Source organism: Sphaerochaeta sp., from assembly GCA_022482495.1.
In the GTDB taxonomy this organism is placed as follows: domain Bacteria; phylum Spirochaetota; class Spirochaetia; order Sphaerochaetales; family Sphaerochaetaceae; genus RUG023.
The window spans coordinates 164,217-190,462 of sequence record JAKVPA010000001.1; the positions used below are offsets into that span (position 1 = coordinate 164,217).

Sequence of the window (26,246 nt, forward strand, 5' to 3'; positions counted from 1 at the left end):
CTTACTTCGCCGAAGCGAAGATAATCTTGGAGAGTTCATCCCCAAGAAACGGTTTCATCAGACTGGCGATTTCTTCGGCGCTGAAATCATAGAATCCGCTTCCGTCCTTGTCAGCGACACGAAAACCGCTCTCGACGTTTTCCACGGGACGAATAACGAGTCCTTTGCGCATCTCCTCGCCGAGATCCGCCTTCAGCGAACGGGCAAGCGCCTCATACTGTTTTTGGTTCACGAGGATCTCTTCCTTTGCGCTGTCGACCATGCTGCCTTTCACCACACTGATGATGAGTTCGGCAAGTTCCTTCCCGGAAAACGCTTTTTCGATTTTCGTTTCGAGAATCGCGTCGAGTTCCGCCGTGATCGCTTTCTTCAGCGACAGCTCCACGTCACGACCGGCTTGCTGCAGCGAAGCGCGTGCGCTTTTGTCCCGCACCTCGATCTCCCGCTGTGCGTCCGCCATCGCCGTCGCAGCATCCTTATGTGCCTGCTGCACGATCTCCCCTGCCTGCTTTTTCGCGTCGGCGATGATCTTTTCCGCATCCTGCTTGCCGGCTTCGACGCCGTCTTTGCGTATGGATGCTACCAAATCCTGAATCTGTAGTGCCATCTGAATTCCTGCCTTGTTCCCTTCGGAAAGAAATGTACCATCAACTATACCAAACTGGCAGAAAAAAAAGAATACCCTTTCTGACACGTTTTATCGTTTCGCCTTGCAACGCCCATATCCCCGTACACAAGCCGGGAATTGTAGCACCAATTTCACCCGGATATACAGGTCCGTAACAACAATTCCCTTTGTGACGATCTTTCTTTCGCCTCAAGTTACGGAAAATCGATGATGACAAATGATTTTGGAAAAGGGCAAACTATTCATACACAAAAGTCTTTGACAGATGCCAGATTCAATGGTATGATGAGTTTGTTGGAAAAATCAACAAATGGAGACAAACATGGCTTGCTGCCTTTTCATTCCCACATATTGGAGTACGGAAACGTTGCAAAGTTGGAAGGTGTTCGATCATCCCTCTTCCATTACGGAAGAAGGGACGTTGGGAAGAACGTTGGACAATCTCCAGCACATCGGGTTCTCGGATCACATCATGGTGCTTCCCGCGCCGTGCACTCCCGAAATCTCCCAAAAAGTCGAAACGATCTGCCATGCATATGACCTTCCCGTTACTGTCTGTACTCCAGATCTTCTGGTTTCCTTGACGGATGCGCTCGGCAAAGCCGGACTTTCCGTAAGTGATCGGGTACTCATCGGAAGCGATTCGTACGGAGGCGTGCGTAACATCGGGCTTGCCTACGCCGCATTACACGGATACGACCAGATCATCATGATCGACGACGACGAATGCATTTCCCCCGACTACAAAACCCGGGCGCTCGCCCACATAGGGGAACGGTACAAGGGGAAGATGATCCTTGGAAAGGATGGATGCGTCGAGGACAAAAACGGCAGGAAGACATACGACGGACAGAAAGGGCCATGGGGTTCACAATGGCCGAAGGACGAACTGTTCAACGCCCAAATACAACAGTATCTCGACGCTCGGGAATCCATCATGGAATCCACGCTCGGCTTCGGGGGAAACATGGTCATCGACCAGAGGCTCTTTGCCAACGTACCGTTCGATCCGTTCGTGAACCGAGGAGAGGACGACGATTATCTTCTAAACTGCTCGTACCGGGGCTTCTCCTTTTTCTTTGACAAGGATCTTGTCCTGCTTCACCTTCCTCCAGAACGGGCAAAAGCTTTCTGGAGCAGGCAACGACAGGATATCGTTCGATTTCTGTACGTGAGGGAAAAACTGCGTTTGATGGGCATCCCGAGAGAAAGTCTTGGCGGATTCATGGAATACTTCACCGGCCCGGATCTTGAGCGGAAAGCGGTGTGCTCGAGTATTGACGCCGCACAGCGTTTTATGGACACGGATCATTTCGAATGCAACGGTTTCATGGAGAACGCGAAGGCCGCGGTGTGCGCTGATGCCGGAAAACTCAAGGCAAACTCGGAGGCCTTTCTCCGGTTGATGGATGTATGGCGGGGCGTGATGACGACAATTTGCGGAGGAACCGAATAATGGCGAGGAGAATCCGCAACTCAACGAAAATCTGCAGGTCTCTCTGGCAACATCCGCTCGACAGCAGAGCGGATCTCGCGAAACGTCTTGGCATCGACAAATCGACCATCACATCCGAAACAACGGATTTGATCAAGCGAAACGTGATCTGCGAATTGCCAAAATCAAGAGCGATGCAAAATTCGGGGACGACGGGTCGAAGGCCCATTCCCCTTTCGTTGAACAAGGATTACGGTACCGTACTCGGCATTTCCATCCAAGCGGGTTCTTATGCGCTCTCAGCGGTGAATCTCGCGGGCGAAGCGGTGTTTTCCAAAGAAGTGAATGAGTCGATCACGAAGGATAACATAACGGACGAAATCATCCGTATCCAACGGGATTTTATTCGTGAACACGGACAAACAGTCCCCCGTTGCCTGGGTATCGGCATCGGCGTCGGCGGCTTGATCAACTGGGAGAACAACACCATCAGGTATTCCGTACCACTGGACGTAAGAGAAGAATTTTCCTTCATCGATGAAATCCATCGCAAGACCTCTTTGCCTGTATCGCTGGAGAACAACGCAAATTGCTGTGCATGGGCAAAACTTGCCTTCCCCAAAAATCCCCCACCCCGAAATTTCCTGTTCCTGCTGGTGGAATTCAAACAGGCGCTCGTCCCCCACAAACAATATGGAGGGGTCGGCATCGGTCTCGGCATCGTCATCAACGGCAAAATCCATTACGGGGTGCATTCCTTTGCTGGAGAATTCCGCAGTGTGTTTTGTTCGGAACGGAACGAGAACCAAACGTCGCTCAACAAAGCGGAGACGGACAGAATCCTCACGGATCAGGACGTAATGACACGCTTCATCAACGAGCTTGCCGCCAATATCGCCATGTTCTCGAATACCCTGGACATCGGGAAAATCTTCATAAGCAGCGATCTCGAAACCCCCGGCCGCCAATTATGCGACGTAACGAGGAAGGCGCTTTCTGACAATTGGATTTTCCCCGTCGAGAAAGAAGTTCCCGTGGACTACTCTTCGTACGGCGCGAATATGATCGCCTATGGGGCCGCGGGAAAACTTTTCCAGGTTTTGCTCGACTCAGGGAGAATTCCGTAACCTTTTGTTGTGTTTGCGATGCAACGTATGTTGCTGTACATACTTTTTGGGAAAAGGAGAAATACATGTCAACGACAAGAAGAAACTTGGGTATCGTTCTGGTCCTGTTGCTTGCCTCCTGTATGCTTTTCGCCGCCGGTACGAAGGAACAAATCCCGACCGCGACGGAAGGAACGGAGACGACGACGCTGAGTATTCTGGACTATAGCGACGCTACCGCGCCCGGATATGAGGAATCCGAGGCGGTCTGGCAGAAGTTCATGGATGAGAATCCCGGAATCGTTTTGAAAAAGGAAGACCTCACCAACGAGGCGTTCCATCAGAAATTGGCTGCCTACGTCGCAGCGGGGACAATTCCCGATGTAATGTACATGTATCCGTCGGGTCGTTCGGCGGTACTGCATCAAAAGCATCTGGTCAAGGATCTTGTCCCATTGTTGGGCAGCGATTTTCTCTCACATTTCCTGCCGGCCGCGCTCAATACGGATGACCAAAGCGGACATTATCTCGCTATGCTCCCCCAGTCAATCTGTTATTCCAGCGTCATGTACATCAATACGAAACTGCTGAAGGACAACGGGCTTTCTCTTCCGAAAACCTACGAAGACCTGAAGGCGATGGTTCCCAAGCTTAAGGCGAAAGGCATCCAGACCGTTTTGATGGCGAACAAGGATGACTGGGTAATGCAGTCGTGCCTGTTCTCCACCGTTGCCGGAAGATTTGTGAACAAGCAGTGGATTGATGACGCGAAAGCGGGGAAAGTGAAGTTCACGGATCCAGAATTTGTTGATGCGCTTCGGTTCATCGACACATTGTACAAGGACGGGGTCCTGTCCCGCAATACCATCCAGCTCTCCTATGGAGAGGTACCCGGACTGTTTGCTTCAGGCAAGGCGGCGTTCCTCATCGATGGAGACTGGAGGCAGAGTGCGTTCCTTACCGATAAGTCGTCCGGACAGGCGCTGATCAGCCCTGAAGACCAGAAGAACAACATCGCGCTGATGGCGTTCCCTGCGATTCCCGGCGAAAAGTATCCTGGGGTGGTTTCCTCTACGCTCGGTTGCGGATACGGCATTTCTTCGGCAATTCCCGCAGGTTCCGCAAAAGAACAGGCTGCGACGAAACTGTTGAAGTACCTGTACTCGCAGGACGTGCAGAAACAGTTCCTTGAATTGGGGAGATACATCACTTCCCGCACCGACGTGACCAGCGACAAACTGGAGCCGTTGACGACGAAGATGATGGAATACTACTCTACCATTAAAGGAACCTGTTATGTACTTGATTCCGCACTTGATCCCAGCATCTACACGGTGCTGAACAAAGTGCTACAGGAAATCGGTCTTGGGACGAAGACCCCGGAAGCGGCTGCGGCGGAAGTCCAAACCGCCATGGACGCATGGATCGCTTCCAATACCCAGAAATAACTGACAATACGTTCAGGTCCCCCGTCGGGGCCTGAACATTTTGAGAGGAGGTCTTCATGGATTCATCAACAAATAAGGTAAAAAAAAAGCCTATTGCTGGATGGTGATCCCATCGTTTGTGATTTACTTGTTCGTCATGGCGTTCCCCATCATTCTGTCACTGGTGTTGTCGCTGAGTAATTTCAGCGGTGGAAGGATTTTTGGAAACGCAGGATGGAAGATCACCGGGTTCCAGCACTACGGAAGGCTTTTTTCTGATCCGTATTTCTGGCACGCATTCAAAAACAACATCCTCGTGGTGTTGATCTCGGTCTTCGGGCAACTACCCCTCGGACTTTTTCTTGCATATCTCATCTACCGTAAGATTGTGAAATTCGGCGGTTTCTGGCAGGGTATTCTGTATGTGCCCTCCGTCATCTCCGTCATCGTAATCGGCATCATGTGGAATCTGATCTTCTCTCCGTACGGACCCCTTTCCGAACTGATGAACCGATGGTACGCCTTCTCTTTCTCGAACAATCTCTCGAGGGTCCTTGCGGGGTCGTTCGGCGCCGACGGAAACCTTGTGGTGACGGACCAACTCGTCAAAAGCATTATCGCCATCAATCCCCAGACCGCCGCGGCGGCATTTTCCGCACCCGTTCCTGGTTTGTCAGAAATGCTTCGCGGGATATCGACGGAAGGAATCCAGACGATCGTCTCCGATCTTACCAATTTACTCGCTCCCGTATGGACTTCTGATTTTTTGAACAAGGAAGGAACGGCGATGGTTCCCATCCTGTTCGTCACGCTCTGGTGTTGGACCGGTACATACCTTATCCTTTTCCTTGCAAACATGCAGAAGATCAACGCACAGACGATCGAATCCGCCCAGATCGACGGAGCAAAGGAAAAGAGCATCCTCGCGCACATCATTCTTCCCGAGCTCTCGGGATCCATCATGAACGCGGCGGTGCTGTGTATTTCGGGATCGCTGAATTCCTTCGCGATGATCTACGCAATGACGGGAGGAGGACCGGCGAGAATCACTCAGGTCCTTTCCATATATATGTACGAGAAAGCATTCATGGGCACGCCGGATTATCCGCTTGCGAACGCCATCTCGATCATGATGGTGTTGTTCAGCGTCGTGTTGATCATCTTAACGCGTTCCATTCAAAAACATTTCGGAGGCACACATGAAGACTGATTGCCGCAGGGAACGAGGAGTAGGAGCGTTCCTTTGGAAGTTTTTCGCATATGTGATTATGATTCTTTTCGCATTGCTCGCCATCGTACCGTTGATCTGGCTTATCATCAACTCCTTCAAGACCACGGTTGAATTCCGTTCGAACATGATCGGCCTGCCCCACACGTTCTATCCCCAAAATTATCCGGGCGCATGGAAAGTCGGGAATTTCGGAGTGCTGTTCTGGAACTCCGTCTTGTATACGACGGTGTCCGTCTCAGTGGCGGCGTTCCTTTCCCTCCTGACGGGATTCGCGTTCGCAAAACTGACGCGTCATTCCACGAAGACGATGTATTCCATCTTCTCCTTGGGAATTTTGCTGACTACGCAGACCTTGATGGTCCCGTTGTTCCTGCAGGTCTCCCAACTCGACGCTTTGCTTGGAGGATTCTTCGGAAAACTCGGTTGGTGCAATCCGAACTCGTTTCATCTGTTCTACAACACCAGATTCGGCGTCATTCTCGTTTACATCGGTTCGCTCCTGCCCCTCGGTGTGTATCTTTGCACCGATTATGTGCGAAGTGTCCCGAATTCCTTGGTGGAGGCGGCATTGATCGACGGCGCGGGATACTTCAGGATATTCCTGTCCGTCATCATACCGATGTGCACTCCCATTCTGACGACCATCGGGCTCCTCAACATCCCGACGATCTGGAACGAGTTCGCGCTCATCAACATCATGGTTTCGAGCATGAAGTACCAGTCATTGCCCTTAGGCATCTATAAATTCTCGGGGACGCTCTCCTCGGACTACGGGAAAGAATTCGCGGCGCTGGTGGTCGGACTCATGCCGATGCTGATCTTCTACCTTGTTTTCAGGAAACAGATCACGACCAGTGTGGGCGGCGGAGCAATAAAAGGATGAATTCAGGTACGGACGGCGTACCGCACCACCATGTGGACGATCGCCGTCTGTCCTGAGGCATTCTCTATGGTATGATTGACGTCGCATCGGTACATGATGAAATCCCCCTTCTTCAGTTCTGCAGAATCCCTGTCGGTATATACCTTCACCGTTCCTTTGATGATGGTAAGGAATTCCGTAGTGCCTTCGTAATGGGGTTCGCTGGAAAGCTTGCTGTGGGGTTCGAACGTACAGTAATACATTTCCAGGTCCTCCACCATGCTCATCGGAGAGAGGATATGGATGGTGACTCCATTTTCCGTGGTCTCTATGGTATTGTTTTCGTTACCCGCAGGATTGACCGAAAACAGTTTCTGTTCTTCCGCAGACTCTTCCAGCACGTCATTCAGGCTGACGTTCAGTCCTCTGGCAATCTTCCATACCGTCGCGACCGTCGGATTCGCCTTTTCGCTCTCGATCTGGGACAGCATCCCTTTGGAAATCCCCGACCGTTCCGAAAGCGCGTTCAGCGTCAGTTTTTTCCGAGACCTGATTTTCAGAATATTCTGCCCTACTTTCGGCGGATTATCCATTGCTTGTCCCCCTACAAAATGTTTGACATATTAAACTTTGTTCAATATACTAAACATATATTGTAATGGAGTGAAATCCACCTGTCAATTGGAGTGTCACCATGAAGAATATTTTGATCGTCGGAGCGCTCGGACAACTTGGGTCCGAGATCGCGTGGGAAGCAAGGAAACGATACGGGAACGACCATGTCGTGCTCACGGACATCAGGGATGACGTGAACCGCGATCTCATCGCAAGCGGACCGTTCGAACGACTGGACAGCAGGGACGGAGAAGCGCTTGCGAAGATCGTCCGCAGCTATCATATCGATACCATTTTTCACTTGGCGGCGCTTTTGTCCGCCAACGGGGAACAACATCCCCAAAAGGCATGGGACGTGAACATCAACGGACTGCTGGCGACGCTCGAGGTGGCGAGAGAAGAAGGAACGGGTGTGTTCGTCCCTTCTTCCATCGGAGCTTTCGGACCCACCACGCCAAAGATGAATACGCCACAGGATACCGTTCAGAGACCGGCTTCGATGTACGGCGTGACGAAAGTGACCGGCGAACTTCTGTGCGATTACTACCACGCGAAATACGGCGTGGACACCCGAGGAGTGCGTTTTCCCGGAATTATCAGCAACCTGACGCCTCCGGGAGGCGGAACTACCGATTACGCGGTGGAAATCTATTATGCTGCGGTTGACCGAGGGCGTTACGCCTGTTTTCTCAAAGGCGATACATATCTGGACATGATGTACAGTCCGGACGCGGTTCGAGCCGTCTTCCAGCTTATGGAGACTTCTCCACAACGGCTCAAGCACAGGAATGCGTTCAACATCACTTCGATGAGCCTGTGCCCGGAAGACATCGCAAGCAGCATCAGAAAAAGAATGCACGACTTTGTGATCGAATACGATGTCGATCCTGTGCGCCAGGCCATCGCCGACAGCTGGCCGGATCGTCTTGACGATCATGCGGCGCGGGAAGAATGGGACTGGAAACCGGCATATGGTCTTGATGCCATGACGGACGATATGCTTGAAACAATCGAGAGGAGGGAAAAACGACATGCTTGACGAAAAAACGGCACGGGAAATCGACCAATTTCTGAAAACTCAGAAAGACGAAGGAACATTCAAAAACGAACGGGTCATTGAAAGCCCGCAGAAGGCTTCCATTCAGGTGGGAGGAAAACAGGTACTGAACTTTTGCTCGAACAACTACCTCGGACTCTCCGATGACGAGCGCGTAATCCAAGCGGCGAAGGATGCGATGGACAGATGGGGGTTCGGCCTTTCTTCCGTTCGTTTCATTTGCGGTACGCAACGGATCCACAAGGAACTCGAGGACGCGCTTTCCTCCTTTCTTCATAAAGAAGATACGATCCTGTTTTCCAGTTGCTTTGATGCGAACGGCGCCCTGTTTCAGCCGTTGGTGGGACAGGACGACGCGATCATCAGCGACGAGCTGAACCATGCGTCCATCATCGACGGGACGCGACTGAGCAAGGCGGAGCGTTTGCGTTACAGGCATGCCGACATGGACGATCTGAAGCGCTGTCTTGAACAGGCGAAGGAAAAGCGAAGACGCATCATCTGTACGGACGGGGTATTTTCCATGGACGGCGATGTGGCCAGATTGGATAAAATCTGCGATCTTGCCGATACCTATGACAGCATGGTGATGGTCGACGACTCCCATGCGACCGGATATCTCGGGGATACGGGAAGGGGATCAGGCGAATACTGGCATGTTGAGGACAGGATAGATTTGCTCACCACTACATTCGGCAAAGGACTCGGCGGCGCCAGCGGCGGGTGCATCAGCGGAAAAAAGCGACTGATCGACCTGTACCGTCAAAGTGCGCGTCCCTATCTTTTCTCCAACTCGCTCGCACCCGCCATCTGCGGCGCGACGCTTCAGGTACTGAAGATGCTTTCGGATGAAAATCCCTATGCGAAACGGACAAAGGAAAACGCGGCCTATTTCAGAAAGAAAATGCAGGAAGCCGGATTCGACCTGATCAAGGGGGATACCGCCATCATCGCCGTGATGATCTACGACGAGGCGAAGGCCGTGGAGATCGCGAACGAACTTCTTGCGCAAGGAATCTACGTCATCGGATTCACCTATCCTGTCGTCCCCAAAGGCAAGGCAAGGATACGCGTACAATTATCCGCAGCGCATACGAAAGAGGACATCGACCGGGCGGTGAACGCTTTTGTCAAGATAGGGAAAGCATCGGGCATTATCCGGTAAGGAAGAAACGGCGGGGATTTCCCCGCCGTTTTGCATTTCCTCTATGAATTGGATATACTTCCTTTCATGCAATCGCAACCAACGAAAAAATACATTCTTTCCGATATGCCACAACGCGGGCTTGTCCGCGTGATCGATCTCCAAAACGACAAGACATTGCTCGTAGCGAGCGAAGACATCGAAAAGGACATCATCGACATCCGTTTCAAACTCGATCTGGAGATGTATCCCTGTGAGCAATTACAGAAGGCGTATACGGCTACCGGTCTGGAACTGTTCTCGATCGAACCCTATCTCATCGCAACATCAGCGGAAGATCTTGCGTCGCTTCTGAAAACCGAAACGGAAAGACTTTCCCGAAAAGGCGTCAGACTGTATCGTTCTTGATCAGTTGCCGAATACCTTCGACCGCCAGTTTGATGGCGTCTTCCGTATCAAACAACTTAGGATTGTCCATGCCGAGTTTCTCTCGTTCCTGATTCCCCACGACGAAGAAGCATGCTCCGGCGCGTGCGCCGAGGTGTGCGGCACAGCACATCAACGCCGCTCCTTCCATCTCGCTGGCCAGCACGCCAAGCCGTTTCCACGCCTCCCATTTCTGCAGCAAGTCATAGGAGACCGGCATGATCTCTGGGTCATGCTGTCCGTAGAACGAATCCTTGGACTGCACCACCCCGGCATGCCATGTGTATCCCAGACGCTTCGCGGCCGCGACCAAGGCGGTCACCACCTGGAAATCACAAACCGCCGGATATTCGATGGGAGCGTATTCCCTGCTGGTTCCTTCCGCCCGGACACAACCGGTCGCGATGACGCAGTCACCTCCCATCACCGGAAGGGCGATGCCACCACAGGTGCCCATCCGGATGAACGTATCCGCCCCGCAATTGTGCAGCTCCTCCACGGCGATGGCGGTGGAGGGCCCTCCGATCCCGGTGGAACAGACGGAAACGGGAACCCCTTCCAGGCTTCCCGTATAGGTGACGAACTCACGGTTGTCCGCAACAAAATGGGCGTCATCCAAATGAGACGCGATCTTCTCCACCCGTTTGGGATCGCCGGGAAGGATCACATACCGCCCGACATCCCCTTTCTTGATGTGCAGATGGTACTGCACACCACTTCCCTGCATATAATCACTCATGCCTGTAGCATAGCACAGTTTCCTCGTTCCCAAAACGGGAAAGTCGTGATAGACTGCCCGCCATGAAGCAATCCCATGGAATCCTGTTGCTCGTCACCTGCGCGGTGATCTGGGGCTTGGCGTTTGTCGCCCAAAGCGTCTCCTCCGGCCAGATCAGGCCGTGGACGTTCAATACCATCCGTTTCGCCATAGGGGTTTCTGGTATTGCTGCCCATCTCACGCCACCATTTGAAGCAAAAGCGCACCTGGGTGGGAGGAGTACTCTGTGGCACCGTCCTGTGCTTCGCCAGTCTGCTGCAACAGATCGGCATCACAACGACGATCACCGGAAAAGCAGGGTTCATCACCAGCCTGTACATCGTCATCGTCCCATTCCTCTCCGTTCTGACCGGCAGGAAGGTGACCATCAGAAACTGGGCGTGCGTAGGACTTGCACTGGTGGGGATGGCGCTGTTGACAGGATTTCGGCAAGGCGGCATTTCCCGGGGTGAATGGTTCATCCTCGCCTCGGCGTTCTGCTATGCACTGCACATCATGGTGATCGACCATTTCAAAGATGTGGATGGCATCGCGCTTTCCACCGTACAGTTCCTCACCGCTACCGTAATCGGCATCCCATTGACCATTCTGGAGGCGCCGGCATGGGAAGCGATCAAATCCGTCGCAGTTCCCCTGGTATACGCCGGCGTGATGAGCTGTGGCGTCGCCTATACGCTGCAGATCCTGGGACAGAAATACGTGGAGCCGGCGAAAGCGGTGCTGCCGCTCTCCCTGGAATCGGTGTTCTCCGCGTTATTCGGGTTTTTGATCCTCAGACAGAAACTTACCCCTGCGGAACTTGCCGGATGCGCCGTGGTGTTCGCCGCCGTGCTGCTCAGCCAGAAAGAACCGGCGACTCAAAGAACCACGTAAGTTTTTCCCATGCCGCCGTCTTCCGGCATGGCGAACCGGTAATCCTTCACGGCAGGGTGCTTTTTCAGATAGGCGGCAATGCCTTGGGAAAGGATGCCATCCCCGTAGCCGTGGATGACGGAAAACTGCGTCACCCCATGCACCAGACACCGCTCGATCTCCTGGTCCAGCTTCTGGAGCGTTTCTTCCAACGTCAGACCGCGCACATCCATTTCCAATTCAGGAGCCGGCGTCTGTCCGGTATACACCACCTGGACGGTCGGCGCGTTGGTCTGTTTTGTTTTGACCAGATCCTTCCGTTTCAGTTCCAGCTTCATCGTCCCGATGGCTACCTGGTAGCGGCCCTTCCCCATCACACGGACGACCACCCCTTCCCGATGGTTTCGTCCACAGAGGACGGCGTCCCCTACGGCAAGCGGTTCGGCCTGGGAGACGATGGCGTCTTCCTCATGCTCCAACTGCTGGTCCGTCTCCTGTTTTTTCTGTTGCAGGGAAGAGACGTACTGTTTGACGGCGACGGTCTGCTCCCTGCTCACCCCTTCTTTCTTCAAACGGGCGACCAGCTGTTCCAGCTCACTGTTCTTCTCCCGCATGAACTTGGCGAGATCGGTGGACTGCTCGTCCTTCAGCCGGAGGGAGAGACGCCGCACCTGCTCTTCCCGTGCATGGAGTGTTTCCTGCTGTTCCTTCAGTTCCTGTTCCTTTTGCTGCATCTCTGCCTCTCGGGAGAGCAGTTCCTGCCGTTTCTGTTCCAGGCCTTTGATGATCTCCCCGATCTGTACGGCGGAGGATCCCAGATACTGCTGTGCCCGCTGGACGACCTGGGGCGGAACTTCCATGGCGCGCGCCGTATCCAACGCATGGCTGTCCCCCGGCACCCCTTGGACGACGCGGAACGTCGGCTTGTGGCTTTGGCCGTCAAACTCCATCGAGGCGTTCAGCACATCGGCGCGGGCGTAGGCGAATTCCTTCAGCACCCCGTGATGGCTGGTCACCAGCGTCAACGCCGCGTGACGGAGGCACTCCTCCAGGATGGAGCGGGCCAACGCAGAACCTTCCACCGGGTCGGTACCGCTTCCCAGCTCATCCAGCACCACCAGGGAACGCTCCGTCATGTGGCGGAGAATAAAGGCGATGCGGCGCATGTGGGAACTGAATGTGGACAGTCCCTGTTCAATGGATTGTTCGTCACCAATCTCCGTGTATACGTCGTCAAACAATGGCATCCGGGATCCTTCGGAAGCGGGAATGTAGCCACAAAGCTGGTTGAGCATGCACAGGAGCCCCACCGTCTTGATGGTCACCGTCTTTCCTCCGGCGTTGGGGCCGGAGAACACCACCGCCTTGACCTGTCCATCCAACTGGATGGTGATGGGAACCGCCTTGGCCCCCAGGAGCGGATGCCAGGCGCGTTCCAGATGGAGCGGGCCGTCGGAGAGATCCGTCCGGGTCATCGGCTCAAGGTGGCTGTAGCGAGCCAGGGCATAAAACTGGTCGGCGAACGCGACCTGCCCGGAAAGGCGGGTCAGCTCATCCTTCAGATCCCGGGCGCGATCGGAGAATTCCTTCAGGATCCTGGCTGTTTCCACCAGAATCTCGTTCTGGGCCATCGTCACCTGGTTGTTCAGCTCCACCAGACGGAACGGCTCGACGAACATCGTGCTTCCCGTCTGGGACGTCCCGGTGACGAACCCATCCCCCGTCTGGGAACGGTCGGAACGCATCGGGATGACCAGCCGGCCATCACGGAACGCCCCTTGGTCACTCTGCACCTTTTCCTTGTGGGCGTTGATGTACTCCCGGGCGAAACGGAGCCGACCCTGCCGGGCATCCTCGACCTGCCTGATCAAGCGGGCGATCGCAGGATGGCTGGGCTTGACCGTCCCGTCCGGCTGAAGGGCCGATGCGATGTCATCCCCCAATGCGGCGAGCGTGGGATCGAGACGCGCGGGGAACAAGGGGAGAAGCGCCTCCTGGAAAAGATTGTCCGAAAGCGTCGCGTGACAGAAACGGATGAAGGATGCCGCGCTCTGCAGATAGGAAGAAAGCGCGTACAGCGTCTGTCCGTCGGCATGATAGCGGAGATCCCCGTTCTGGCGGAAAAACTCGGTGAGATCAGGAAAACGGGTCGGATTTGGCACCATCCCGCTGGAAAGAAGCGTGAGGAATGATGCGATGATCTGCTGACGACCCTCCAGCGTCGCGCGGTCGGAGGTGAACGGCAAGCTTTCCAATGCGGCGCGCCCTTCGGCGGACAAACATTCCCTGCTGATCGCATCCAGCACGCGGTCGAATTCCAAATCCTTTCTACTCTGACTCTCCATCATACACCTTGTATTTCTCGCCCTTTTTGGGCATTTTTTTCTCCCGCTGCACCCACTGGGGCGTCATTTCCGACAGGGATTGGAGCATTCTGAGATAACTCTCGTACCGGTCGGCCAGGATCGTCCCCTTTTGGACCATCTCCTTGATTCCGCACCCCGGCTCCTCCTGATGCAGGCAACCGGCATAGGCGCACAGGTGGTCATTGGCGCGGAACTCCGGGAAACTCTGTTCGATCTGCCGGGGATCCCCGTGAGGGGGATACAGTTCACGCACCCCCGGCGTGTCGATGACGACAAAATCAGGACAGATGATCATCTGGGAGTAGTTGGTCGTGTGACATCCGCGGTTGAACTTCTCGCTGATCGCACCAACCCGCTGTCCGCTCCCGCACAACGTGTTGATCAACGTCGACTTCCCCACGCCGCTCTGCCCGATGAACGCCGTCGTCTTGCCGGAAAGCACCTTTTTGAGTTCCTCGATGTTTTCTCCCGTCTGGGAACTGACGGCAATGATCCGGTAGCCCAGCGTGTGGTACAGGGAAAACCGTTCGTTCTCCTCTTCGGTGAGCAGGATGTCGCTCTTGTTCATCACGATGACCGGCTCCACGTTATGGCAGCAGGCGATGGCACGGTCCAGGAACCGGGGCCGGAACGGTGGGCTCTCCACACTGGTGACGATGGCCACCTGGTCCAGGTTGGCCGCCACACACTGGTTGCACAACCCCTTGACGTTCCACCGGGAGAACCAGTTCTTCCGATCCAGCCGCTGGACGATCATCAGATCGGCGCTGAAACGGACCATATCCCCCACGGCGATGGGATTGTACTCGTTGACCAGACCGGCAAGCTGCTTGCCTTTGATGCGGCAGAGCAAGGATTGGCCTTCCCACAGAACGGTGTAGATATTGTTGATGCCCCGTGTGACAAGGCCTTGCCGGTATTCCATGCGAGCATGGTACACTGAACCCAAGGAACTTGACAACAGAAGGGAAACAGGGCACCCTCGGGGTATGTTTTCGTTCAAGACCTGCAACCATCCTTCCTGCCATACCTATGTCGCCTGCGGTACGGATACCTGTTACCGGCACAGCACGGAGAAAGAACGGCTTCGCGCCTACTGCACGATGAAACTGGAGAGCATGGAAGTGGTCAAGGACCTGTGCATCACCGATGCGGAGTTCGAAGGCATCACCCTGCCGGAAACGAAGGAGATCATCGCCAGCAACTTCGCATGGTGCACGTTCCGTGACATGGATTTCTCCCATGCCAAGCTGATCTCCTCGTTCTTTGATTTCTGCCTGTTCGAACACTGCACGTTCCACGACATTGACTGCCGGTACAGCGTCTTCTCGGGAAGCGAATTCCTTCACTGTGATTTCTCCGGCTCCTTCATCGTCCACTCCAACTTCTCCGGCATCACCAGCATCGACACCAGCTTCGCTTCCAGCGACCTGTACTTCTCATCGTTTCCCACCAGCTATCTGAAGAACACGTCGTTCGAGGACTGCAATCTGAAGAAAAGCGATTTCCGCTTCTCCGACCAGAAAGGAGTCTCGTTCAAGTACTCCAACTACCAGGAGGCGCGGCTGTGAAGATATTCCCCCATTTTTCCGTCGTTGGTTTCTGCAACAGCTACATCGTCGGCGGGGAGCAAGGTGGCGGATGCATCATGATCGACCCCGGGCACATCGACGAGGAATTGATCTCCCTCTTGGTCGCCAACCACTACATGGTGGAGGTGGTGCTGGTCACCCACGCCCATGAGGCGCACGTCGCCGGCATGGGGACGCTGAAGAAAATCTATGATCCGGTGGTGTACGCCGCGGATCCTTCCCGTTTCGACTATCCGGTGCAGAAGGTCGATGATGGCGAAGAGCTCATCCTGTGCGGGCTGACCGTACGGGCCATCCACGTTCCGGGCCATAGTCTGGACAGCATGGCCTATCAGATCGACCACGCACTGTTCAGCGGAGATACGCTGGAAGGCGGCAGACTGGCCACCTCCAACGGGTTCATGGAACAGGAATTGCTGCGCAACGTCGTGGAAAACCGGCTGATGAGCCTGGATGAGAACTTTTTGTTGTTCCCCGGTCACGGCTCGATCTCAAAACTCCGCATTGAACGGATGTTCAACCAGGATCTTCTGCACCTTCAGACCATCGAACGGACCCGGTCCCTGCTCAGGGACGGGGAAGACGCAAAAGAGGTTTGAACCGCTCCGGCAAGGGGCTTCGGAACGTCATCACCTTCCCGGTTTCCGGATGCCGGATGGTCAGGCTGAAGGCATGGAGCATCAAGCCATCCATTCCATCCGCTTTTCCATACACCGGATCCCCGGCGATCGGGTGTCCGATGGAAGAGAGATGCACCCGGATCTGGTGGGTTCGTCCGGTGTGGATCACCACGGAAAGCAAGGCATACGAAGACAGTTGCCGGAGCACGCTCCAGTCGGTGATGGCTTCCTTCCCTTCCCCCAATGGACGTACGGCGAACTTTTTCCGGTCACTGGCGCTCCGGGCGATGCCGGTATGGAGACTGCCTTGTGGTGCGGCAAACCGTCCCATGGCGATGGCCAGATACCGTTTGACCGTGGTATGTTCCTTGAACTGCGCAGCCAATGCCGCGTGCGCCTTGCTTGTCTTTGCGATGATCATCGTGCCGGAGGTGTCCTTGTCCAGCCGATGGACGATCCCCGGACGACGGACATCCCCATCCTCATCATCCTCTCCGGTGGAGAAGTCTTCTCCATACCGGTACAGCAGGGCGTTGACCAGCGTACGGTCCCAGTTTCCCGCCGCCGGATGGACCACCATCCCGGAGGGTTTGTTGATGACCAAAATCTGGTCATCCTCATACAGGACATCCAGCGGAATATCCTGGGGGACCACTCCCTCGAAGCACTGTTCCGTCCACTGCACTTCCACCTGGTCCCCCGCCTCCAGCGCCCTGCTTTTCTTCGCAGGCTTCCCGTTGACCAGAATCTGTGTTCCTTCATCCGAAAAGACACTCCGCTTCAGGCCATGCTCCGCACAGAACTTGTCCAGCCGGGAAGCCGGCTCCTGGACGGTGAAGCTGCGGCTCATCAGCCTATCGGGCATCGGAAGCTCCTTGGATCCGTCCGACGATGTAGTCGGCAAGCGCAATGCCCAGCGACAGTCCTGCTGCCACTCCGGCCTGCCGGAGCGTGACGGTCAGGGCGGGGCTGGTGGGCAGGTCTCCGCCGAGCAGATTGATGACGTTGTATGCAAGCGCCGTCACGGGAAACGTGATGGCCAGGGATCCGAAGAACAGCGTCTCCGCCCTGCGCAACTCATACGACCACAGAGGGAATTCCTGTTCCTGATAGGGCTCGTAGTCCGGCAGTTTGTCAGAAAACACCGGCAGCGCGAGAAGGAGGATCAGACAGATGCAGAGGATCCGTCGGCTCACGTGGTGTAGTCCCTTTGGCCGAAGATCCTGGTCCCCACCCTGACCATGGTGGAACCTTCCTGGATGGCGATGGGGAAATCAGCGCTCATCCCCATGCTCAACACAGAGAAATCCACATGGGGGAATTTCTTCTGGCAGTCACGGTGCAGGCGGGCCAGATACCGGAACGCCTCCCGGGTCTTCTCCGGCCCTCCTTCCAGCGGGCCGACGGTCATCAGGCCGTGGATCGCCACATGGGACAGATCCACCGCGTGAGCGATGGCGTCAAACAGCTCTTCTTCGGTAAGGAAACCGCTCTTCGCCTCTTCCCCGCTGGTGTTGCATTCCAGCAGGACCGGCATCACCTTGCCAAGCGGCGCGCACTCCGCATCGATCTTTTCCAGCAATTTCAGGGAATCCACGCTGTCGATGCCGTCCACGTACGGGACGACCTTGCGCACTTTGTTGGACTGCAGGTGTCCGATCAGATGGAGGATCATCCCCTCGGGACGGGGGACGGGGAATTTTCCGACGATCTCCTGCACATGGTTTTCCCCGAACAGCCGTTGGCCGGCCTGCCAGGCCGAGAGGATATCCTCGTACGGATGCAGCTTGGAGACGGCCATCAACGTGACCGAGCCTTCCGCCCTTCCGCTTTCCTTCTCCACCTTGCGGATATCAGCTTCCACATCCCGCAGATCTTGTATGTTCATCGTGACGCCTCACCTGCAATCTAGCACAATCGCGGCAAAAGGGAAACCGATCACTTCTTGAAGTGTTTCTCCCGCAGCACACGGAAGTTTTCCCTGAGTGTGTCCAGCTGGCCTTTCAGTTCCAGGTTGGAGGAAGTCATCGTCGGGAACGCGTCCAACAGGCGGCGGTTGGAACGGGTGAACCGGTCCTTGGCGACCATGATCTCCTCTTCCCATTTGCGTTTGATCAGTTCCAACGCATCGGTGCTGGCCGTATCCTTCAGGAGCACCAGACGATCCTGCAGTTGCCTTCCCTTCTCCTTGATCTCCGCAAGCCCCCGCTTGAAGCCGGACATGCGCAGGACGCTTGCCGTGGCGTCGACGCTCATCACGGCGATGATCGCCTTGGAGAAATCCGGCACCAAGGCATCCGGCAGTGATTTCATCCCGCCGGAGAGCATCGGATGGATCACATAGGTAAGCAGGACACCGGCCAGCCCGAAGATTGAGCTGTTCAGCAGGCATACCCGTCCGTTGATATTGAAGTGGTGCTTGCTGTAGTCCCACAGCTTGACGTTGAACCAACGCTGCAGGATCCAGGAGCCAAGATACTCAATGAGGGAGCAGATCACCATGGAAAGGAGGAACACCACCACGGGATTGGGCGTGGAACCGGAGGTGGAATGGTCCATCCAGGCACCCAGCATGCGCACGGCCACACCTCCGAAGCCATAGATGGGAAGCCATGGCCCGTACATGAATCCACGGTTGACAAGCCGTCTGGCACCGATGGAACAGTAGATCACCTCCCCGATGTATCCGAGGATCGAATAGACGAAAAAATAGATGACGTAGCGGTCGAACAGCAGATTCGCCGTCATGGCAGCCTCCTCTTCAGGCTGTTGTACTGTACCATAGGTTTCCGCTTCTGTCTAACGCCAGACGAAGTACAGCGCCACCGAGGATGCCACGGTGGTTATCAGCGTGAAGGGAACCCCGATCTTCAGCCAATCGGCGAAGTTCATCTTGTGCCCTTCCTTCTTCAGGATGCCCATGGCGACGATGTTCGCCGAGGCTCCGAATGGCGTGAGGTTGCCGCCCAGACAGGAGCCGATCAGCAGTGCGAACATGTATAGCTCCGGCTGGAGGTTCATCGACTGGGACAGGCTTGCCGCCACCGGCAGCATCACCATGATGTACGGCACGTTGTCCACGAAACCAGAGACGATGACCGACACCAGAATGATCAGGACGAAGCCCAGCACGACGTTTCCGCCGATCGCCCTTCCCAATGACTCGGCAAGCAGATCGAGGAGACCGCTCTTCTGCACCGCTCCAACGACGACGAACACGCCGATCAGGAACAAAATCGTCTCCCAGTCAAGCCCGCGTACCAGACGACGCACTTCGCTGCGCCCTTTCTTCTGGGAGAAGCGGTACCAGAACAGCCCGATGACGGCAAGGGCCATGACAAAGATGCCGCTTGCCGCGCTCAGACCGCCGAAGATGAACGAACAGATGGCCAGTCCGATGATCATGGCGATCAGAAGGATGGTGGGGACGAAGGAAAGCAGCTTTTTCTCCCGCATCACCACCGGTTTCTCGTTCCAGCGGCGGAAGTACAGCCAGAAATACACCGCTCCGGCAACCATGCCGATCTGGACGAACCAGAAGATGGAGATCTTTCCATCGTAGAAGAAGAAATCGTTGAACCCGTAATGGGCGAAGGTGGCGAAGATCATCGAAGGGGGATCACCGACCAGCGTGGCCGTCCCCTGCAGGTTGGCCATCACCGCCAGCCCGATCATGAAATAGGTGGGGTCCATCTTCAGCTTGCGGCAGAGCGAAAGGCAGATCGGAGCCATCAGAAGGACGGTGGCCACGTTGTCCACCACCGCGCTGATCAATCCGGTGAGCACCAGAATGGCGATGATGGAGAGTCCTACGTTGGAGGAACGCGCGATGATGCGGTCGGCGATGCATGCAGGAGCGTTGCTGTAGATGAACAGCTCGGCGATGACGAGGCTCCCCACGTAAATGGCAAGCACGTCCCAGTTGATCAACGTGGTGAACGATTCCTTCACCCCGACGACGCCCAGCGCCATCATGATGGCTGCGGTGATCAACGCCGCCCAGGCTTTCCAGTCTCCTTTGATGATCACCACGGCGTACATGGCGACGGCAAGGGACAACACGGCGATCTGCATTCCACTCATCTCACACACTCCCACAAAAAAAGGCCTCCCGGTGATGCGAAGCATACCGAAAGGTCTTGTGCTCCCCCTTTGCAGAGGGCAGTGGAACCAGGCAGTCATGCCGGTTGTTGGCTCCACACGGTGAAGGACTACTCCCCTTTCTTTGACCGGAGAGGGATTTGGACCCCCGACCCGTTGCGTGTAAGGCAACTGCTCTCCCGCTGAGCTATCCGGCCAACTCCTAAGAGATATAAAGGTTTTTGTCGTTTTAGGCAAGGGAGCGGGGAAAAAGAGCAGGAGTTTCCCGGTTCGTCCCCGCATCCATTGGAAACGGTTCCGTTCTGCTCCCCGCTTTTCCAAAATCCTGCCATTGATTTCATCGTTTTCCGCGTCGCAATAAAAAACTTTCTGATATATTGCGGACATACTTCTTGTTTCTGTTGACGACTTTCCGAATATCCCGTACAACGGATGCATAGGTGTTGGGAATATGGACACAATGAAACTGGACCGAAGGGCGCGCTACACCCGGATGATCCTCAAGCAAAGCCTGTTGGAACTGATGCGGGATCGCCCGATCACCAGAATCTCCGTCAAGGAACTCTGTGAGAAAGCGGACGTGAACCGCACGACCTTCTACGCCCATTACAAAGACATCGCAGAGTTGCTTGACCAGATCGAGGATGAGCTGTTCCAGTCGGTGCGCTCTTCCCTTGAGCATGGACTGGGAGAGGAGTCAGTCTCCGCCATGGTGATGGACATCCTGACCAATCTGAAGGAGAACGGCGAGCTGTGCAAGGTGCTGTTTTCTCCCTACGGAGACAAGGACTGCCTGGAGAAAATCCTCCGTTTCGCCCATCAGAAAACCATCGCCACGTGGCAACGCCTCTGTCCGGGCCTGACGGACGAAGATATGGAAAGGCTGTACCTGTTCTTCTCCAACGGCTCCGTCGCCCTGATCCGAGAATGGGTGATGAACGACATGCAGGAAAGCCCGGCGACCATTGCGCTGTTCATCGACCGGCTCTCCTCCATGGGGCTTTCCGTCCTTGAGCGACGGGAGTAGCCTTACTTTCCCTGGAGCGTCGAGGAGGAATCCTTCAGAAGCACGTCATGGGCGCCGCCTTCCACGATACTGGTCTCGCTGACCAACGTCAGGCGTGCGTTCTTCTGCAGGTCCTTGATGGTCATGCAACCACAGTTGCACATCGTTGATTTCACTTTGGAGAGCGTCACCTGGACGTTGTCCTTCAAGGCCCCGGCGTACGGGACATAGGAATCGACGCCTTCGACGAAACTCAGCTTTCCACCCTTTCCGCCCAAATCGTACCGCTGCCAGTTGCGGGCCCGTGCCGAACCTTCGCCCCAGTATTCCTTCATGTAACTGCCGCCGACCATCAGCTTTTCCGTCGGGCTTTCGTCAAAGCGGGCGAAGTACCGGCCCAGCATGACAAAGTCGGCGCCCATCGCCAAGGCAAGGGTGATGTGGTAATCCAGCACGATGCCGCCATCCGAGCAGATCGGAACATAGATGCCTGTCTTTTTGCAGTATTCGTCCCGCGCCCTGGCCACTTCGATCACCGCCGTGGCCTGCCCTCTCCCGATGCCTTTCGTCTCACGGGTGATGCAGATGGAGCCGCCCCCGATGCCAACCTTGACGAAATCAGCCCCTGCGTCGGCAAGAAAACGGAACCCTTCGGCGTCAACGACGTTGCCCGCCCCTACTTTCACCGAATCCCCGTAATGAGCGCGGATCCACTGCAACGTGTCCGCCTGCCACTGGGAATAACCCTCGGAGGAATCGATGCACAGGCAGTCCGCCCCCGCTTCGACCAGAGCCGGGACACGCTCTGCGTAATCCCTGCTGTTGATGGCCGCTCCTACCAGGTACCGTTTGTGCTGGTCCAGCAACTCCTCAGGGTTCTCCTTGTGGCTGTCATAGTCCTTGCGGAACACGAAGTATTTCAGATGGTTCTGTTCGTCGACGATCGGCAGGCTGTTCAGCTTGTGATCCCACAGGATGTCGTTCGCCTCACTGAGCGTGATGGGATCCTTGGCGTAGACCAGCTTTTCGAACGGCGTCATGAACGTGGACACTTTGGTCTCCTCGCTCATCCGGCTGGGACGCCAGTCCCTGCTGGTAACCACCCCGAGAAGCCGTCCGTTGGGGCTTCCATCCTCCGTTACGGCGATGGTGGAGTGCCCGTACCGTTCCTTCAGCGCGATGATGTCCTTCAGGCTCTGGTCCGGCCGAATGTTGGAATCCGACGGCACAAACCCCGCCTTGAATCCCTTCACCCTGGCCACCATGGCCGCTTCGTCGGCGACACTCTGCGAACAGTAAATGAAGGAGAGACCTCCTTCCCGAGCCAAAGCCTCGGCCATCCGCTCTCCGCTGACGCTCTGCATGCATGCCGAGACCATCGGAATGGACAGCGTGATGGGAGATGTGCCGCCCGCCGGATACTTGACCAGCGGGGTTTTCAGCGAAACGTTGGCAGGCACGCAATCGCGCCCGGTATACCCGGGGATCAACAGATACTCGCCGAACGTATGGGAAGGTTCATCAAAAAAGAAGGCCATAAACGACTCCTTAGGGGAATGGTATATGGCACGTTATTTTTACATCTTTGCAGGGAAGTTACAAGCGGGAGGAAAGGTGCAGCATCAGATTTTCCTTCGGCTTCAGATCCACTTCGATCCACTCACCGTGGAACGACACCTTGTCCGTCTCACGCGCCGTCTGCATGCCCAGCACGTAATTGTCCATGCGAATCCGGCACCGCTCCTGCGAACGGTTCAAAACGGCGACGAGCGCAACCTTCCCGTCGTATCGGGCGAAAGCCACCTGCTCGGGACCGACGGCGATGAACCGCCAGGCGCCGAACGCAAGCAGATCACGGTACTCGGCCCGGTCGCGGGCGAGTTCCCGGTACAACGCGACGTACCGCTCATCCCACTTTGAGGCATCCCACTGCATGGGATAGCGGCAATCCTCGATGGAACCGTACGGGCCTTCCAGCCCCACCTCGTCCCCGTAGTAGGTGCATGGCATGCCTGGCAGCAGGTACTGCAGCATGACGCATCCGGCGAATACGGAAAAGTCCTGTTTTCCTTTCCAGGAAAGTCTGGGGATGTCGTGGGTGTCGATCACATTGAACTGCAAAAAGCGCATCTGGCTGGGTACGGACAGCATGGCGTCGGTGATGGCGTCGGCCAGATCCCGTCCGCTGTACGGACGCGTAGGGTTGGGATCCGCGCCCCACCCACCGGAAAGATACTTGTCCGTCTCACCCATCCAGGAACGCAGCGGACGGCTGCAACCCAGATAGTTCATCGTGGCATCCCATTCGTCCCCATGGAGGTGGGAGGAGGAATCAAGCCAGTCCTCCCCGACCAGATACGCCTTGGGATTGACGGCTTTCACGCTTTCATGCACTTCTCTCCATACCTCGTGGCAGTAGTCGTCCGTGCGGGTGCGCCCCACTTCAGCCGCCACGTCCAGACGCCAGCCGTCCTGGGAGAATGGAGGCTTGAGGAAGCTCTTCAGGACGCTGTCCTCGCCTCTCCAGATGATGTCCCTGAGTTCCTTATTGCCATAGTTCAGCTGGGCAAGGGTCGGTACACCGTTCCATTTTTCCGAAGTACCGTCTTCACTGAAGTAATAATACCCCCGTTCCTTGCTCTGGGGATCGGCCACGGCTCTCTTGAACCAGGGATGCTCGATACCGGTGTGGTTGATGGAAATATCCACAACGATCCGCATCCCCTTCTGGTGGGCGGCGTCCATCAGGCGGATGAACGCCTCGTTTCCTCCCAGCTTGGGATCCACCTGGAAATAGTCGGTGCAGTCATACCGGTGGGTGGTGCGTGACGCGCCGATCGGATTGAGATACAACGTATCGAACCCCCGCTCTTTCAGATAGTCCAGTTTCTGCTGGATGCCGGCCAGGTCCCCGTTGAAGAAATCCAGGCACCGGCCCTGTTCGAACGGGAGCGGCTTGTCGGTGAACGGATGGACCGTCACCGTACCGCCGTCAAATTGGTATTCCCCTTCTTTCGCCCCGACGCTTGCATCACCTTTGCAGAACCGGTCAGGGAAGATCTGGTAACAGGTGGAGGAAGCGACCCAGGTGGCGGCGTCCAGATCCGGTTTCAGGAAGAAGCAGTCCCGAAGGACCGGCACAGACCTGCGCACGCCCTTCTCCGAAACGTACAGATAGCTGTCTGATGTACACAGCACGAAATGCCACCAGATGCCTTCCGGATGGGAAACACACACCGTAGCGGCATACCGGTTTCCGTTTTTCACGCACGGATGATTCTCCTGACGGTCGGCAGAGAACGTCACCAGCAACACCTGCAGCACCGGACTCTCGTCGGGCACCTGGATGGACAGGGTGATCTCCTCCCCGCGTTTGGGGTACAGATTTGATACGTAGGAGCGGTTGACCCCGCTGTCGACGCCGTTTTCCCACATCGTTACACCTCCTGCAAAAATGTTCTATTAATATCCAAACATTTCTGGTTGACCGTTTTAGAAAACCGGTTTACTCTCTGTAGTATACACCAGAATTGAACAGGATTCAATCTGGGAAATTGGGAAAAGGAGTAGTCAAATGAAAAAGACACTTGTGATCGCATTGCTGTGCGTAGCCATGGTGGGCTCTGTCTTCGCGCAGGGCGCCAGCGAAAGCACGGCTTCTTCCGCCTCTGCGGCGAAGGAAGTGTACTTCCTGAACTTCAAACCGGAAATCGCAGACGTATATACGCAGAAGGTAGCTCCTGCATTCGAGGCCGAGACCGGCATCAAGCTGAAGGTCGTCACCGCCGCCAGCGGCACCTACGCCCAGACGCTGAAGAGCGAAATGGCGAAGAACAACCCGCCGGTGATCTTCCAGACCAACGGACCGGTTGGCTTGGCCGAAAACCTGGACTCCACCGCAGATCTGAAGAACACCGGCTTCTACCAGTTGCTGGGTGACAAGAGCATGGCGCTGACCAATGGCGACCAGGTTCTTGCGATCCCGTACGCCGTCGAAGGCTATGGCATCATCTACAACGACGCCATCATGCGCAAGTACTTCGCGCTGGCCGACAAGGCGGTGTCCATCAGCAGTGCAGAAGAGATCAAAGACTTCGCTACGTTGAAAGCGGTGGTCGAGGACATGACCAAGCACAAGAGCCAGCTGGGAATCGAGGGAGTCTTCGCTTCCACGTCCCTGTCAGCCGGCAACCAGTGGAGATGGCAAACCCACCTTGTGAACGTTCCGTTGTACTATGAGTTCGCCGAAAACAAGAACTATGACAACGCAGTGCTCGCGGGACTGGCTTCCAGCACCATCACGTTCAAGTATGGGAAGAACTTCCAGAACATCTTTGACCTGTACCTGCAGAACAGTCTGACCAAACCGGGTCTGCTCGGTTCCAAGAGCGTGGATGATTCCATGGCCGAGTTCGCCCTTGGCAAGGTCGCCATGGTGCAGAACGGCAACTGGGGCGCCAGCCAGATTCTTGGAGTGAAGGGCAACACCGTCGCCAATGACGACATCAAGTTCCTGCCGATCTACATGGGGATCGACGGCGAATCCAGCCGCGGGCTTTGCGTCGGAACAGAGAACTATCTGTGCATCAACAAGAACGTCTCGGCCGATACCCAGAAGTACGCCGACCAGTTCCTCACCTGGCTGTTCTCTTCGGACACCGGCAAGAAGATCGTCAAGGAAGACTTGATGTTCATCACGCCGTTCAACAGCTTCAAGGAAGACGAGATGCCCACCGACCCGCTTGCCAAACAGGTGGTCCAGTGGATGAACAAACCGGGAGTCTCCTCGATTCCTTGGGCGTTCGCCGCGATTCCTTCCGAAGAGTGGAAGAACAGTTTCGGCGCCGCGCTGCTTGAGTATGCCCAGGGCCAGAAGAGCTGGGACCAGGTCAGCAAGGTCGCTGTCGACCAGTGGGCGAGCGAGTACAAGCTCACGCACTGAGGGAGAACCCGAGGTCGTCCCTTCGGGGACGGCCTTTCTTTTTTGTTTCCCAAAGGGG

26 protein-coding genes and 1 tRNA gene are annotated in these 26,246 nt (G+C 55.6%); 13 read left to right on the top strand and 14 right to left on the bottom strand.

Annotation, left to right across the window (positions count from 1 at the left end; genetic code table 11):
- Position 1: 1 nt before the first annotated feature.
- Positions 2-607: a V-type ATP synthase subunit E gene (locus tag LKE28_00795; protein ID MCH3906816.1), complete on the bottom strand. Its 606-nt coding sequence runs from the start codon at positions 605-607 to the stop codon at positions 2-4.
- 343 nt (positions 608-950) lie between these two features.
- On the opposite strand from LKE28_00795, the gene LKE28_00800 reads away from it, so the two are divergent.
- The 5 genes from LKE28_00800 (at position 951) to LKE28_00820 (ending at position 6,710) form a co-directional block, all read left to right on the top strand.
- The gene (locus LKE28_00800; protein MCH3906817.1) at positions 951-2,084 is read left to right on the top strand and encodes a hypothetical protein; all 1,134 of its coding nucleotides are present in this window, start codon (positions 951-953) and stop codon (positions 2,082-2,084) included.
- Entirely contained in the window at positions 2,084-3,190 is a 1,107-nt protein-coding gene (locus tag LKE28_00805; protein ID MCH3906818.1) for an ROK family protein, read from the top strand. Before LKE28_00800 ends, LKE28_00805 begins: the two co-directional genes overlap by 1 nt.
- Before the next feature lie 65 nt (positions 3,191-3,255).
- Entirely contained in the window at positions 3,256-4,617 is a 1,362-nt protein-coding gene (locus LKE28_00810; GenBank protein ID MCH3906819.1) for an extracellular solute-binding protein, read from the top strand.
- Between the two features lie 100 nt (positions 4,618-4,717).
- Positions 4,718-5,806: a sugar ABC transporter permease gene (locus LKE28_00815; protein MCH3906820.1), complete on the top strand. Its 1,089-nt coding sequence runs from the start codon at positions 4,718-4,720 to the stop codon at positions 5,804-5,806.
- On the top strand, positions 5,796-6,710 hold the full coding sequence (locus LKE28_00820) for a carbohydrate ABC transporter permease (protein MCH3906821.1): 915 nt from the start codon (positions 5,796-5,798) through the stop codon (positions 6,708-6,710). Before LKE28_00815 ends, LKE28_00820 begins: the two co-directional genes overlap by 11 nt.
- Positions 6,711-6,712: 2 nt before the next feature.
- Here LKE28_00820 and LKE28_00825 read toward each other — a convergent pair whose 3' ends face one another.
- A complete protein-coding gene (locus LKE28_00825) occupies positions 6,713-7,282 on the bottom strand; it encodes an XRE family transcriptional regulator (GenBank protein ID MCH3906822.1) in 570 nt (189 codons plus the stop codon).
- A 101-nt stretch (positions 7,283-7,383) separates the two neighbouring features.
- Here LKE28_00825 and LKE28_00830 point away from each other — a divergent pair, with 101 nt between their 5' ends.
- The 3 genes from LKE28_00830 (at position 7,384) to LKE28_00840 (ending at position 9,913) form a co-directional block, all read left to right on the top strand.
- Positions 7,384-8,343, top strand: a complete 960-nt coding sequence (locus LKE28_00830; protein ID MCH3906823.1) for an NAD-dependent epimerase/dehydratase family protein — start codon at positions 7,384-7,386, stop codon at positions 8,341-8,343.
- On the top strand, positions 8,336-9,526 hold the full coding sequence (locus tag LKE28_00835) for a glycine C-acetyltransferase (GenBank protein MCH3906824.1): 1,191 nt from the start codon (positions 8,336-8,338) through the stop codon (positions 9,524-9,526). The genes LKE28_00830 and LKE28_00835 overlap by 8 nt, the downstream gene beginning before the upstream one ends.
- 66 nt (positions 9,527-9,592) lie before the next feature.
- Entirely contained in the window at positions 9,593-9,913 is a 321-nt protein-coding gene (locus tag LKE28_00840; protein ID MCH3906825.1) for a hypothetical protein, read from the top strand.
- On the opposite strand, the gene udp is transcribed toward LKE28_00840, so the two are convergent.
- On the bottom strand, positions 9,894-10,670 hold the full coding sequence (gene udp, locus LKE28_00845; protein ID MCH3906826.1) for a uridine phosphorylase: 777 nt from the start codon (positions 10,668-10,670) through the stop codon (positions 9,894-9,896). The genes LKE28_00840 and udp overlap by 20 nt on opposite strands.
- Positions 10,663-10,860, bottom strand: coding sequence for a hypothetical protein (locus LKE28_00850; protein MCH3906827.1), 198 nt, complete (start codon positions 10,858-10,860; stop codon positions 10,663-10,665). Before LKE28_00850 ends, udp begins: the two co-directional genes overlap by 8 nt.
- 38 nt (positions 10,861-10,898) lie before the next feature.
- Between LKE28_00850 and LKE28_00855 the strand changes: the two genes are divergently transcribed.
- On the top strand, positions 10,899-11,582 hold the full coding sequence (locus tag LKE28_00855) for a DMT family transporter (protein MCH3906828.1): 684 nt from the start codon (positions 10,899-10,901) through the stop codon (positions 11,580-11,582).
- On the opposite strand, the gene LKE28_00860 is transcribed toward LKE28_00855, so the two are convergent.
- Both LKE28_00860 and rsgA read right to left on the bottom strand, forming a co-directional pair.
- Positions 11,567-13,909 carry a Smr/MutS family protein gene (locus LKE28_00860; protein MCH3906829.1) on the bottom strand — a complete coding sequence of 781 codons (2,343 nt, stop codon included), beginning with the start codon at positions 13,907-13,909 and terminating at the stop codon, positions 11,567-11,569. The two genes, LKE28_00855 and LKE28_00860, sit on opposite strands and share 16 nt — an antisense overlap.
- Complete coding sequence (gene rsgA, locus LKE28_00865; protein MCH3906830.1) at positions 13,890-14,852, bottom strand: ribosome small subunit-dependent GTPase A; 963 nt, start codon at positions 14,850-14,852, stop codon at positions 13,890-13,892. The genes LKE28_00860 and rsgA overlap by 20 nt, the downstream gene beginning before the upstream one ends.
- A gap of 64 nt (positions 14,853-14,916) precedes the next feature.
- Between rsgA and LKE28_00870 the strand changes: the two genes are divergently transcribed.
- Positions 14,917-15,498 carry a pentapeptide repeat-containing protein gene (locus LKE28_00870; GenBank protein MCH3906831.1) on the top strand — a complete coding sequence of 194 codons (582 nt, stop codon included), beginning with the start codon at positions 14,917-14,919 and terminating at the stop codon, positions 15,496-15,498.
- On the top strand, positions 15,495-16,118 hold the full coding sequence (locus LKE28_00875) for an MBL fold metallo-hydrolase (GenBank protein MCH3906832.1): 624 nt from the start codon (positions 15,495-15,497) through the stop codon (positions 16,116-16,118). Before LKE28_00870 ends, LKE28_00875 begins: the two co-directional genes overlap by 4 nt.
- On the opposite strand, the gene LKE28_00880 is transcribed toward LKE28_00875, so the two are convergent.
- From LKE28_00880 to LKE28_00905, 6 genes are all read right to left on the bottom strand, one after another.
- On the bottom strand, positions 16,087-17,004 hold the full coding sequence (locus LKE28_00880) for an RluA family pseudouridine synthase (protein ID MCH3906833.1): 918 nt from the start codon (positions 17,002-17,004) through the stop codon (positions 16,087-16,089). The genes LKE28_00875 and LKE28_00880 overlap by 32 nt on opposite strands.
- The gene (locus LKE28_00885) at positions 16,994-17,335 is read right to left on the bottom strand and encodes a hypothetical protein (protein MCH3906834.1); all 342 of its coding nucleotides are present in this window, start codon (positions 17,333-17,335) and stop codon (positions 16,994-16,996) included. The genes LKE28_00880 and LKE28_00885 overlap by 11 nt, the downstream gene beginning before the upstream one ends.
- A complete protein-coding gene (locus LKE28_00890; protein ID MCH3906835.1) occupies positions 17,332-18,027 on the bottom strand; it encodes a YggS family pyridoxal phosphate-dependent enzyme in 696 nt (231 codons plus the stop codon). Before LKE28_00890 ends, LKE28_00885 begins: the two co-directional genes overlap by 4 nt.
- 50 nt (positions 18,028-18,077) lie before the next feature.
- Complete coding sequence (locus LKE28_00895) at positions 18,078-18,887, bottom strand: putative ABC transporter permease (GenBank protein MCH3906836.1); 810 nt, start codon at positions 18,885-18,887, stop codon at positions 18,078-18,080.
- Positions 18,888-18,938: 51 nt separating this feature from the next.
- Positions 18,939-20,222 (bottom strand): anion permease, encoded by a 1,284-nt coding sequence (locus tag LKE28_00900; GenBank protein ID MCH3906837.1) that lies wholly within the window; start codon positions 20,220-20,222, stop codon positions 18,939-18,941.
- Between the two features lie 143 nt (positions 20,223-20,365).
- Positions 20,366-20,437, bottom strand: a tRNA-Val gene (locus LKE28_00905).
- A gap of 254 nt (positions 20,438-20,691) precedes the next feature.
- On the opposite strand from LKE28_00905, the gene LKE28_00910 reads away from it, so the two are divergent.
- Positions 20,692-21,267: a TetR/AcrR family transcriptional regulator gene (locus LKE28_00910; GenBank protein MCH3906838.1), complete on the top strand. Its 576-nt coding sequence runs from the start codon at positions 20,692-20,694 to the stop codon at positions 21,265-21,267.
- 2 nt (positions 21,268-21,269) lie between these two features.
- Here LKE28_00910 and LKE28_00915 read toward each other — a convergent pair whose 3' ends face one another.
- Together LKE28_00915 and LKE28_00920 are read right to left on the bottom strand one after the other, a co-directional pair.
- Positions 21,270-22,784, bottom strand: a complete 1,515-nt coding sequence (locus LKE28_00915) for an IMP dehydrogenase (protein ID MCH3906839.1) — start codon at positions 22,782-22,784, stop codon at positions 21,270-21,272.
- 58 nt (positions 22,785-22,842) lie between these two features.
- The gene (locus LKE28_00920; protein MCH3906840.1) at positions 22,843-24,681 is read right to left on the bottom strand and encodes a glycoside hydrolase family 13 protein; all 1,839 of its coding nucleotides are present in this window, start codon (positions 24,679-24,681) and stop codon (positions 22,843-22,845) included.
- A gap of 139 nt (positions 24,682-24,820) precedes the next feature.
- Between LKE28_00920 and LKE28_00925 the strand changes: the two genes are divergently transcribed.
- Positions 24,821-26,188 (top strand): ABC transporter substrate-binding protein, encoded by a 1,368-nt coding sequence (locus tag LKE28_00925; protein MCH3906841.1) that lies wholly within the window; start codon positions 24,821-24,823, stop codon positions 26,186-26,188.
- Positions 26,189-26,246 lie beyond the last annotated feature (58 nt).